The organism is Huintestinicola sp., assembly GCF_050874005.1.
Classification (GTDB): Bacteria; Bacillota; Clostridia; order Oscillospirales; family Ruminococcaceae; genus Huintestinicola.
Genome location: NZ_JBNMJV010000024.1, coordinates 34,522 through 45,380, shown reverse-complemented (window position 1 = coordinate 45,380; position 10,859 = coordinate 34,522). Strand labels below are relative to the sequence as shown.

Genomic DNA, 10,859 nt, shown 5'->3' with positions numbered 1-10,859 from the left:
TATATTCTTTTTGAACCATTTATGAATACTCGCCACCGTTTTTACTTTGTTTTCCCTTTCGGTTTACTCAGTATCACCGACAGCTTTATTATCTTACCATATCCATTTCTAAATGTCAAGCCTTTTTCGACAAGTTTTTTGGATTTGTTGAAAAGTACTATTTGCCAAACGAATTATCCACTATCAGATGTGCAGTTTCACATCATTCAAGAGACTCCAAAAAAGCCGTAAGCTGCTCCGCCGCTTTTTTATGAGTAGCCACCGAGGGGTGATAATCGCCGCCGTAGCCGTCCTCCTCGCTCTGATAGTCAAACTTCATAGTGTGGATATGCTCATCGGAATTATCTCTCGAAAAATCCGATGCCGCTTCTTCTATCTGACCGAAAAGCTCTGCTCCCATTATGCCCATTGTACAAACAATTTCCGCATCGGGATTATGCTCCCTCACATCGTCAAGAAAGGCATAGTATGCCTCATAAAACTCGTACTGCCTGTCCTCGTCCCTGCCCGTGTAGCTGTAATCATTGGTGCCGATATTTATGACCACAATGTCGCTTCCCTCGCCGAAGTCCCACTCGGAAAGCGGCTCGATGCCACGGCGCTGCTCGAAATTGGTGTCGGTATAATCGTAGACCTCCCCCAGCAGCAGATAATCCTCCTTCTCCCCCACGTATTCCGTGTAATTGGAAATAAGCCCCAGTCCGCTTATGCACACAAGGCTGTAATCTGCGTCAAGATTTTTAGCTGTCAGATAGCCATATGTGGCGGCACCGTTCTCATAATCGCAGTTAAAGCCGTACTCGGGACCCTCAGCTTCATTTGAATATCCGCAGGTTATGGAGTCCCCGATGACCTCGATACTAAGCTCCTTTTCGGCTGTCGGGGCTATTCTGCTTGCATTGCAGGTTATGGACTTAATGCCCGTATTGGTCATCTGATTTTCGGTCAGCTTGACAATAGCCACCTCGGCATTTTTAAGCTCCTCACCCTCGTAAAGAACATAGCTCTGCTCCCCGTCCTCCAGACGGATACGCTTAGTCAGCTCACCGTTTATCTCAACACCTATCCAGCCCTGCTGCCTGCTTGAATATGCTCCGCCGTTTGAAACAAGCACCGCTTCCACCCTGTCTCCCGTCATATTGAAGCGGACTGCCGAGCAGGTGTATGACAGATAACAGATGTCATTATGCTCAATATGCCGACCGTTAAATTTCACCGTTTCCTCCGAGGGAACAAAAACTACCTCCTCGGCACGGGGCGAATAGAAATACGGAATACCCTCAAGTCCTCTGCCCTCCGCCTCGGGGTCAATGTCGTGGACAGCAGCCGCAGAGGTTTCCGAGGTCTGGGAGATAACATTTGTCTCCGCCGCAGTATCTGCATATGATGTCACAGGCTCCCCCGAATTCCCGTTTCCGCAGGCGGTAAGACCAAGCACCGCCAGAACTGCGGCAATTTTTTTCTTCATCAAATTCATCTCCCTCGGGATTTTCATTTATGTTATTATACCACATTTGCGGAATACTTTCAAGTTTTTTCGGATATTTAAAATACGCAACACATTTATAATTTGTGATCCTCTGAAAAGAAAGACGGCTCAGAGAGCCGCAAATCGCTCTCCGAGCCTGTAAAATGATAATGCTTTCAAAATATGAATTTTTTTCTATATTTGCCGATGATATAAGTGCTTTCTTCAATCCTCTATCAGCCAGACAACCTCGACATCTTCCTTTTCAACATCTGTAGGAGAAGACAAATTTTCTGCATAAGACGGAGCAACTTCACCGATTTTGTAGATTCGATTTTCTTCATCACGTTTAGATTTTAACAGCATTTCACGTTCGGTGAAATTGGTAATAACACTTTTTATTCCTTTTATTTTTTGTCCTGTAAATGAAGCAATTAACTCTGCCTTGTTTTTGGAATCCTCAACAGCTTCTTTGAGAAGTTCCTTGTGTAAATCAGACAAATCAGAATAGTAATATGTTTCTCTCAAAACAACATTTAGCTTGTATTTCGCAATATACTGCATCATACTGTTTATATTGTAAGTGCTGAGCGGCATTCTGATGGATATTTCACGCTCCGAATAATATGGCTTTTCCCCTTCATCAATACTGTATCTTTTCGAGGTATTATTGTCCTCAAGTTCAAACATATCTGATTTTATACCGTTGTTTTCCATAATTTCAAGAAAATGTTCAAGCTCTTTGTTTACCGCCTCAACAGCTTCGGGAATTGTCATTCCATCTGCCGTGAACCCAAGAGTGTATTTCACAATATCACACTCTACTCTTTTCTCCGCATATCCTTTTACCGTCATTTCGCCCATAATGATCTTCCTTTCTGCATTTAATTTTTTCATAAGGATCATCTTGTATATCATTAATTATAATTATACTCACTATCTGTGTAAAAATTTTCACAGCAAAAGTTTTTTTGAAAAAATCAAACAACTCCGACAGAACGTCTTTGCCCTGTCGGAGTTATTTTCTGCTTATAAGCTTACCCGTATATTTCATAAGGCTTGCTGCTAAGTGTGCCGCATCAGAAAGCCCTTTCCCGTTCATAAAAATGTCCCCGCAAAAATTTACCTCTTCACCTTCGAATAATCCACAAGGCTCATATTCAGGTCAACATCTCCCTCAATGCCGCTGACACGCCCGTCGGAAGCATATTGCCACATTGTGAAATAATAGGGATATTCGGGGATATCACGATACTCCGCAAGCCAGAAATCAAAGCCTGCAAGCCTGCTCATATCAAACTTTGTTAGAGCCATTCGCTTCACGCTGTAGACCATAGGGATATGACCGCCCTTTGCAATGCGGTTGCAGAAAGCAGCGGCGCATTCATTCAGCACATCTGCGGAGACCTCGTTTGTGCGAGCAGTCTCGTCCCCCACGATCTCCCAGTCGAATACAACAGGGTACATTATCTCATAACCCTCTATCTCGCTGAGAACCGCTTCAGCTTCCTCTACAGCCTCCTCGGCACTCACCGCCTGTGAATAGAAATAAACGCCGATGTCAAGTCCTGCGTCAAGCGCACCCTCCGCATATTCGTGAAAACGCTCGTCCACATTTATCTGCCCCGACTCATATCCACGATAGCCCAGACGTATCATTGCAAAATCAACGCCGTCCGCCTTCACAGCCTCCCAGTCGATGTCCCCCTGATGATATGACACGTCAATGCCTGTTTTATTGACCTTGACCCCGTCTATGTAATAATTCTTGAAGCCGTTTTCCGCCTTCACATTGTCAAAATCCATCTCGTGACGGGGAACGTCAGTCAGCGCCGCAAGCCACGTGTCACCATATGTGGGGTCATTAAGATATATAACGTCCTTTTCTCCGAAATATTCAAACACTCTCGAAGCCTCGGCTGAAATATATTCCTCGTCCTCTTTAAGCGCCTTGTCAAGCCTTGCATTATTTATCCCGAGCACCGCCAGGGAAATGCCCATAACGGGAATGATAATATTCCTCGGGTCTATCTTCTTTTTTTTCTGCGGCTGTCCACTGCCTGTGGTGGGGGGCAAGCCGTTTCTTTCCTCCATATATTACCTTCCTTGTAAATTTTTAGTTAAATGTCAATTCGCACTTGGCATTTAAGTACATTTGTGCTATAATATTCATACAGAGCCGAGCATTACCATCATCGGCAATGTAGCCGCCGAAAGCAGAGTTGTCACCGCAAAAATGACAGCCGCCATTTCGGGGCATTTTTTATATCTGATAGCAAACATTGTTCCCGTTGCCGCCGCAGGACAGCCTGCCGCCGCCATAACCACCATAAACACCGTATGAGGAATGGGGAACCACCTGAAAATGAGCCAGAACAGAACAGGGCAAACGATAAGCCGCAAAGCCGCCGCACGGTAAACTCCCACGTTTCTGATATGCTCTCCTATGACAGTTTCGCTTATGGTAACGCCTGCGCAGAGCATAGCAAGAGGTGTATTCATACTGCCTACATAATCCGCAGCCGAAAGAACAACTCCCACGGTCTCCTTAACAAATGCAGGGAAGGGTATTTCCGACAGGGCAGGACGGATAAGGAATGTCACCAGTCCCAGCGCTGTAGCGATGATGGCAGGAGAGGTAAGCACCTTTTTCAGAGAGGTCTTCTGCTCCTTTCCGCCGAAGGATATTACGCCGTGTGTCCAGACCATAATATTAAAAACGGTAACGTAGCCTGTGAGATAAAATACTCCCTCAGCACCGAAAAGTCCGTTGATAAGTGGAATTCCCATAAAGGCGCAGTTTGAATAAACAGCTGCGAACTGCTCTACCCGACCCTCGTCGGTGTGGTTTTTCCTGTAAAGTATCATTACAAGAAAAATCATTATAACATAGGAAACAAAGCCAAATCCGACTGAAATTCCAAGTCCAAAAAGCAGCTGAGTATTGAACTCCTGCTGATAGGACATAAAAATGAGGACAGGATTTACAACCTCAAGAACAAAGCTTGACAGCTTTGAATTTGTCTCCTTGTTGATAAGCTTTTTCTTTCCGCAAAAAAAGCCTAAGGTCACAAGAATGAACATAACTGCGATCTGCTTTACGCAAATAAGTGAAAGCTCCATTTTAAATTACCTGCCTTTTATATTTCTTGCTCTTTTTTCTTCTTTTTCTTTTCCTCGTACATCTCAAGGAACATTGAAAGACAGCATAAGACAGCCATTCCGGGGGCGGCCAGATCCGTTCCGAAGCTTCTGCCGCCGGTTGTAAAGGCTTCACAAAGCTCCGAGGTAAGGCTGTACATAAATAAGTACGCCGCCGCCGAGCGCATATCTCCCAGCTGTAAAATGAGAATTCCTGCCGCCGCTCCGATAACGGTGTAATATGCTGCCGCCGGAATAATAATGTTGTAAGTTATAAGCCCCGATGAGACCCCATAGGCAGAGAACAGACCGTACATCAGCGAGGAAATTATCACCGCAGGGACTGCCCCAAAGTCCTGACGGATAATATGGAAAAAGTAGCCGAATACAACAATGGAATAAAACAGACCCGAAGCCACGGCAGTCAGCAAAATATCCGTAATGTCGATGTCAGCATTCCAGTTAAAGTATCTCACCTTGAAGGCAAGCCCGATAAGCGGTCCGGCAAATGCAGCGCCAAAGCCCCAGGAACCTCCGGGCAGTACATTTTCCGCCAAAAATCCCTTTGCAAAGAACGACCGCTTATTGCCCTCAACAACAGTCAGGAAAAACCAGCTTAAAACTATTGCCGCCGCCGCAGGCGCAAGCCTGTTAAACGGATACGGCAAAAACCTTTCAGAAGCATAACCTGCCGCTCCGCAGAGGACTATGAACATCATAAGCTTTATGACCGAGCCTGCAAAAAATTTTGCGTAATGCCTGTCTGCCATAGGCTATCACTCACTTTCTTTTTTTCTTTTTATTTTTCGCTCCGCTCCCGTTCTGACGGGGTGCGGCGCTTATCATAAGGCGCAGGCGGTTCACCTCAGCGGTGATATCCCCCATACCCGTATATCTTCCGAAGCCAAGTTCCGCTATTTCTGCCGCACGATCCTTCATATCAAGCTTCAGCATTGCCTTTACGATACAGATGTCCGCCATCAGCGTACACCGTGGGTCAGGCTCGCTCAGCAGCTTTATGAATACCGTAACAGCGTTTTCATACCGCTTTTCGATATACTCCTTTATGCCTACAGTCCGGCGCATTACCAGGGTACTTTCCCCCAGCACAAGCTTATTCTGCTCCTCGTAAAGCGTCCTTATTCTTTCGGGCTTGCCGAGAAGAAACATGCAGAGTATATAATTATTTGCAAACACGTGACCTACGGTTTTCGGCAGTCTGCTTATATCCGTCTCCTCAAAAGCTTTGAGAGCGTCTCTGAGTTTTCCCCGAAACAGCAGTCCCTGAGCGGTAAGAGCCTGCCCCTCTGCTTTTTCCTTGGGACTTCCTGCGGTCTCACATTCTGCCGAGAGCATTTTTATATATTCATCATTGTAGCCGTGCTCGGCAAGATACATTGCCGAATCCGCATAATGACCGGTCATTTTCAGAAAACCTTTAACGGTATCTTTAAGGCTTTTCACCGCTTTCATTTCTTTTCATACCTTCTCGAATATTTTATCTTTATGATAAGTGACACTACTGCATCGGCAATGAGCAGGAAGCCCATAAAGCCGTGAATGACGGTTGTGGTGATGTCATAGCCGTAGGTAAACGCCACGATGAGAAAAAAGCCTCCCGCAAACAGGAGCATTGCAATTTTGAGATACTTCACGCAGAGGGCAGCATATTCCGCCAGCTCCTCCTTACCCTCTTTTATGCTCCTGATTATTCCAAAAAAGTCTACCGCCGCCACAACAAACAGCATTAACAGTATTGCGTCATATATCCAGCCGTAGCTGAATATGTCTATCTTATTCATATGCTTCCGCCTTTCACATATTACTTACTCCGCCGTCTCTTTGGGAACGGTGACTTCCAGTGCCTTGATAAGCTGTGCGTCGGTAAGGAGCGCCGCTTCGTCGGATATCTGATTAAGGTCTATCTCTGATGACAGAGCCACGTCAAATTCGGGTTTTAAGCCTGTGCCGTTGAAATCCCCGCTGTTGTCCGTTCTGAGGATCGCCGTTGAAAGCATTACCACAGAACCGTCGGAGCAGGTGTAGGCTGTCTGTAAATATCCCTTGCCTGCGGTAGTTTTGCCCACCGTATGAGCGGCGCATTTTTCCGCAAGTGCAAATGCGAAAAGCTCTGAGCTGCCTGCGGTGTTCTGATTTACGATAACGGACATGGGCATTTTTATCTCCTCCGACTCGGTGCATACCACTACAGCTTCGGCAGTGCCGTTTTTATACTCGGCAGTGACCGCCGTTCCTGCGCCGATGATATGGTCAAGACACTTCTGCAGTGACTCCATTGAGCCGCCCTTGTTGTTTCTCAGGTCAAATATAAGTCCGCTTGCTCCTGCGGATATAAGCTCGTCAAGCTTGGCTTTCAGCTGTGACTCGGTCTTGTCGGTGAATGAGGATATCTTTATATATCCGATAGCATCTATGACCCTGCCTGTGACGGTGACCTGCTCGGAGCGCTGGGCAACAACGTTATAGGTGATAAAATCGCTGGTGCCGTCATCGTTTGTACGCTTAACATACAGCTTTACACGAGTGCCTTCTTCGCAGTTAAAAAGAGAAGTTGCCTCGTCATAGCCGCCCTCGAAAGCGATAACGTCCGTATTGTTAACGGCGGTGATTATATCGCCTGCAAGAAGTCCCGTTTCCTCAGCGGAGGTGCCGGGGTGGACCTCGGTTATTTTGATATATCCGCTCGGCTCCTTTTCATAGTTAAAGCCCAGCCATACGGACACACCTGTCTGCTCATTCAGGCGCTTTGCATAGTCCTCGGCGGTGAGATATTCGGCATAGCTGTCCCCCACTCCGCCGATATAACCCTGCACCATTCCCTCGATAAGCTTTGCTTCGTCAATTTCTCCGATGTAATGAGTGCGGCTGTAGGTGTCTATCTCGGAAAGCTTGCTGTAAAATTCCTGCTTCTCGCTGACGCTTTTTATTTTGTTGTTGAACATATCAAGGGTAACATTACTTGTTATGATAAAGGTCACGGCGGCTGTTATTGCCATAAGTCCTATTGTTATTCCAAGTGATACTTTTATCTTCATCTCTTTCTATCCTTTTAACGCAAAATACCCGCTGCCTGCATAGGCAGCGGGGCAGGCTCTTTATCCCATACTTACATAGTTCAGCGGATCCACAGTCTCTCCGTTTACTCTGACCTCAAAATGGCAATGATTGCCGTATGCATAGCCCGTACAGCCAATGTAGCCGATAGTCTGTCCCTGGGACACCTCGTCTCCCACGCTGACGGTGCAGCTGGACATATGACCGTAAAGGGTGGATATCTTGTCGCCGTGGTCGATAAGAACGTGTATGCCGTAGCCGTTGCCCGTATCCGAGGCTCTGATAACAGTTCCCGAAGCGGAGGCAACGATAGGCTCTCCTGCACAGCCGGGCTTATTGATGTCGATACCCTTGTGGAAATCGCTGGCTCCGCCTTCCTCGGCAATGGTCCTGTAGCCGTATGTATCGGTCATATTGAGAACGGTGGGGCAGGGCCAGATAAAGCCCTGAGAAGCACCTGTTACGTACTGGTATGTATCGTCGGAATCGTCCTCAGGCTCGGGCTCGGGGGCAGGCTCGGGAACATATTCAATGCCCTGAGCTTCGGCTTCAAGACGCTTCTGCTCTTCCTCAAGCTGTCTCTGACGCTCTTCCTCTTCCTTACGCTTTCTTTCTTCCTCCTTGCGCTTTCTTTCCTCTTCTTCCCTGCGCCTGCGCTCTTCTTCACGCTTTCTTTCAAGCTCTTCCTGCTGCTTTCTGATATATTCCTGCAGCTCTTCCTCGGCGTCGGCTTCCTCCTGCTTTATTTCCTCGGTTCGGTTCCTGCTGTACTCAGCCTGTGCCTCGTACCACTCCTTTGTTTCCTCGTGGTCGGCATAGGTCTGCTGCAGATCGGCAAGCACCGACTCAGCCTCGGCTTTCTTCTGCTCGGTCTCAGCCTTTGTCTGCTCCAGAGCGGCTTTATCATTGTTAAGTGCGGTTATTTTTTCATTCAGCTCGTCGATCATTTCCTTGTCGTGACGGGACATTCTCTCCATAAGCTCCGTTCTTGCAAGGATATCGTAGAAATCGGTGGAGCCTGCAAGCATTGAAGCGATGCTGTCATTACCGTTCATATACATTGCACGGATACGTGCCTTGAACTCCTCAATGCCCTCGGCAACTTCATCTTCCTTGCCCTTTATCTGCTCCTCAAGGTCGGCAATATCATCGTTTAAGAGAGATATCTGCTCCTTGATATTGGCAATTTCCTGCTCCTGCACCTTCATTTTTTCATCGTAAACTTCAAGATATTTTGCGTGCTCCTCGGCGTTCTGCTCGTATTCGCCGAGAGAAGCCTCAAGCTGTCTGCGCTCCTCGGCAAGATCTGCCTGCTTGCGCTCAAGTTCGGCTATATCGTCCTCGTAATCGGCGGTGACAACAGAACCTGTCATTACCGACAGAGCAAGAACTCCTGCTGCACACAGGGCGCCTACGCTCCGAAAAAGCTTTTTTACCGAATTCTTTTTCATTTTATTTTCCCTTTCACATTCTCTGTTTATTTCTTTTTTATACCTTAACGTGCTTCTTGACGCTGGCAACCGTTCCGATGGAGGCAAGAACTGCACCTGCTGCTACGTAAATTACCGCAAGCTGCCACATAAAGCTGTTCAGAGGGATAAATCCCGAAGAACCCATTGCTGCAAAAAGAGTGGTCTCGGTGGAGAGGAGCGCCACAAGCCTGTCATAGCCCGCAAAGGTAAGCAGAGCAGCTGCCACTCCCGCCATTATTCCAAGTACCAGTCCCTCTATGAAAAACGGTATTTTAATAAAGCTGTCGGTAGCGCCCACGAATTTCATAATGGCAATTTCCCTGTGACGGGTCTCAACGCTGGCACGTGTGATATTCGATATCATAACAAAGCTTACCAGCACAAGTGAAATGAGGATAATTGCGCATACTGCAGTGATTGCGCTTTTAAGCCCTGTAAGGATATTTACAAAATCATAGGGAGCCTTGACCTTTTCAATATGGCTGTAGGAATTGATCGCATAAAGGGTGGAGCTCATACGGGTGATATCCTTTATCTTGATACGGTATGCGTCGGGGAGAGGATTTTCGTCTATGTAGCTGAAAATATCCTCGGCGTCGTTCATATCAGCCTTGATACCCTCGAGAGCCTCCTCCTTTGACCAGAAAATGACCTCGGAAATGTTTTCGTCGGCTTTTAGCTTGTTTCCAAGCTCCTCGATATATTCGTCATCTGCGTCGTCGGCAAGGAAAATAACGACCTCGTTTTTGTCCTCCACTCCGCTGATGAATGTATTTATATTAAGCGAAAAGAGCCCTGTGAAGCCAACAATAAGCAGCGACACCGTCAATACGCAGAAGGTCGCAACGGAGGCGATATTGTTGTTCAGGATATTTCTCACGCCCTGCTTGATAAGATAACCTGCACCGCTGAGTCTCATTGAATTTTTGCTTTCCTTTCCCTTAAATTAGGTCGTCGAAGGAGATCTGACCCTTTCGGATATTGATAAGTCTGCCGCCCACACGTCTCACCAGTTCGTGCTCGTGAGTAACCATAAGCACGGTAGTTCCACGGTCGTTTATCTCCTTGAGAAGCTTGACTATCTCCACCGATGTGCGGGGGTCAAGATTTCCCGTAGGCTCGTCGGCAATGATGAGCTGAGGATTATTGACCAGCGCTCTGGCAAGGGCAACACGCTGCTGCTCGCCGCCCGAAAGCTCGCCGGGGTAACGGTTTATCTTTTCCTGAAGTCCTAAGAGACCTATTACCTGGGGCACTCTTTTTCTTATGTATTTGGTGGGAGCGTCGATACATCTGAGGACGAACGCCACATTGTCATAGACGGTCATAGAGTCTATGAGCATAAAGTTCTGGAACACAAAGCCGATGGTACGTCTCAGCTTGTGAACGTCACGCTGCTTCATTTTGATAAGGTCGAAGCCGTTTACCTTGATAACGCTTTTCACATCGGCTCTTTCGTCCGCCTTCACTTCTCTTGTAAGGAGCCTTATGAGGGTACTTTTTCCTGCACCCGACTCGCCCACCACAAAGGCAAACTCGCCGTCTTTTATTTTAAGGGACACATCATTCAGAGCGTCAACTCCGTTTTTATATGTCACCGATACGTTCTTGAGTTCTATCAAAAAATTCACCGCCTGAGTATAAATAAAGCAGATAAAAGGGCAGTAGAGATCCCCAACTGCCCCCTGAAAATCTATTCGGTT

The 10,859-nt window shown here is 47.0% G+C and carries 11 protein-coding genes; all 11 read right to left on the bottom strand.

Going from position 1 to position 10,859, the window contains the following annotated elements; genetic code table 11:
• Positions 1 to 202 precede the first annotated feature (202 nt).
• Entirely contained in the window at positions 203 to 1,468 is a 1,266-nt protein-coding gene (locus ACR0QN_RS09130) for a GDSL-type esterase/lipase family protein (RefSeq protein WP_432650901.1), read from the bottom strand.
• A 225-nt stretch (positions 1,469 to 1,693) separates the two neighbouring features.
• Positions 1,694 to 2,332, bottom strand: coding sequence for an SIMPL domain-containing protein (locus tag ACR0QN_RS09125; RefSeq protein WP_432650900.1), 639 nt, complete (start codon positions 2,330 to 2,332; stop codon positions 1,694 to 1,696).
• A 258-nt stretch (positions 2,333 to 2,590) separates the two neighbouring features.
• Positions 2,591 to 3,562 carry a glycoside hydrolase family 25 protein gene (locus ACR0QN_RS09120; RefSeq protein ID WP_432650899.1) on the bottom strand — a complete coding sequence of 324 codons (972 nt, stop codon included), beginning with the start codon at positions 3,560 to 3,562 and terminating at the stop codon, positions 2,591 to 2,593.
• A gap of 75 nt (positions 3,563 to 3,637) precedes the next feature.
• Positions 3,638 to 4,591: an AEC family transporter gene (locus ACR0QN_RS09115; protein ID WP_432650898.1), complete on the bottom strand. Its 954-nt coding sequence runs from the start codon at positions 4,589 to 4,591 to the stop codon at positions 3,638 to 3,640.
• Between the two features lie 17 nt (positions 4,592 to 4,608).
• Entirely contained in the window at positions 4,609 to 5,379 is a 771-nt protein-coding gene (locus ACR0QN_RS09110; protein ID WP_432650897.1) for a hypothetical protein, read from the bottom strand.
• 10 nt (positions 5,380 to 5,389) lie between these two features.
• Positions 5,390 to 6,082, bottom strand: coding sequence for a hypothetical protein (locus ACR0QN_RS09105; protein WP_432650896.1), 693 nt, complete (start codon positions 6,080 to 6,082; stop codon positions 5,390 to 5,392).
• Positions 6,079 to 6,411, bottom strand: coding sequence for a hypothetical protein (locus ACR0QN_RS09100; RefSeq protein ID WP_432650895.1), 333 nt, complete (start codon positions 6,409 to 6,411; stop codon positions 6,079 to 6,081). The genes ACR0QN_RS09105 and ACR0QN_RS09100 overlap by 4 nt, the downstream gene beginning before the upstream one ends.
• A 24-nt stretch (positions 6,412 to 6,435) precedes the next feature.
• On the bottom strand, positions 6,436 to 7,665 hold the full coding sequence (locus ACR0QN_RS09095) for a S41 family peptidase (RefSeq protein WP_432650894.1): 1,230 nt from the start codon (positions 7,663 to 7,665) through the stop codon (positions 6,436 to 6,438).
• Positions 7,666 to 7,725: 60 nt separating this feature from the next.
• Entirely contained in the window at positions 7,726 to 9,135 is a 1,410-nt protein-coding gene (locus ACR0QN_RS09090; RefSeq protein ID WP_432650893.1) for a murein hydrolase activator EnvC family protein, read from the bottom strand.
• Between the two features lie 37 nt (positions 9,136 to 9,172).
• Complete coding sequence (locus ACR0QN_RS09085) at positions 9,173 to 10,075, bottom strand: permease-like cell division protein FtsX (RefSeq protein WP_432650892.1); 903 nt, start codon at positions 10,073 to 10,075, stop codon at positions 9,173 to 9,175.
• Between the two features lie 22 nt (positions 10,076 to 10,097).
• The gene (locus tag ACR0QN_RS09080) at positions 10,098 to 10,787 is read right to left on the bottom strand and encodes a cell division ATP-binding protein FtsE (RefSeq protein ID WP_432650891.1); all 690 of its coding nucleotides are present in this window, start codon (positions 10,785 to 10,787) and stop codon (positions 10,098 to 10,100) included.
• Positions 10,788 to 10,859: the final 72 nt, after the last annotated feature.